3 protein-coding genes are annotated in these 974 nt (G+C 28.9%); all 3 read left to right on the top strand.

Translation table 11 applies throughout. From position 1 onward, the window contains the following. On the top strand, window positions 1-311 hold a 311-nt coding region (locus B0A81_RS21050; protein WP_089059837.1), incomplete at its 5' end, for a YtxH domain-containing protein. A 135-nt stretch (window positions 312-446) separates the two neighbouring features. Beyond that, the gene (locus B0A81_RS21055) at window positions 447-797 is read left to right on the top strand and encodes a competence protein (RefSeq protein WP_089059838.1); all 351 of its coding nucleotides are present in this window, start codon (window positions 447-449) and stop codon (window positions 795-797) included. Window positions 798-800: 3 nt separating this feature from the next. Beyond that, on the top strand, window positions 801-974 hold a 174-nt coding region (locus B0A81_RS21895; RefSeq protein WP_089059839.1), incomplete at its 3' end, for a DUF6327 family protein.

Here is a 974-nt window from a genome sequence, read left to right on the forward strand (position 1 = left end):
ATACTGTAGCAGCTATTTTAGCAGGCGCAGCTGCTGGTGCAGCAATTGGGATATTATTTGCTCCGGATAAAGGATCAAAAACACGAGCAAAATTAAAAGAAGGTTTAGACGATGCCAGGCATAATTTAAAAGATTCACTTTCAGCTAGTTCTGAGGTATTGCGCGAAAAATTTGCTCATGCAAAGGGTAATCTTGACGGAACATATGATGAGTTACTTTCGAATATGAGTTATAAAACAGAGGAAGTAATTACTTTTTTAGAATCTAAACTTGCTGATTTAAAAGCGCATAACGCGAAACTTCAGAAATAATATTTAAGGAGCACAAAGTTCACTTGGATTTTTATAATTGTATTTTGGTTTATTTTACTTAATTTTAAGTATTAACAAAGTACAGTTTTTTTCAAAGTGTATTTTGTGCTTCTTTTTTTAATTAAAACTACAATTATGGCTTTTGAAGAATTAAAGGAAAATACAGAAAAAATTCAGGATCAGGCTAAAGTTTATATTGATAGTCATTTAGCATATTATAAACTCTGGGGTTTTAAAGTTGCAATGAAATCAACAACTTTAATTTTTAAGTTTACATTGATTTTATTGTGTTTTAGTATGGTTTTACTTTTTGGATCTTTTGCTGCAGCTTATGCTTTTGGTGCTTTATTCGGAAGTATTGCATTGGGATTTTTAGCAGTAGGAGGGATCTATTTGGTATTTACAGTTTTACTTTTCTTTATAAAAGATAAGTTTGTGGAAGGACCAATTTTAGAGAAATTTTCAGAAATCTTTTTTAATGAATAAGTTATGGAAACAAAAAAGTACTCTTCATACGCTGAAATCGACAGAGATTTAGAAATTTTAAAATTAGAAAAAGATATTAATTATCAAAAGTTAGTTTTAAATGTTCAAAAAACAAAAGAAAGTATAACACCGCAAAATATTGTAAACGGTTTTATTTCATCATACACAGATTATTTT

This window comes from Flavobacterium plurextorum (assembly GCF_002217395.1).
GTDB lineage: Bacteria > Bacteroidota > Bacteroidia > Flavobacteriales > Flavobacteriaceae > Flavobacterium > Flavobacterium plurextorum.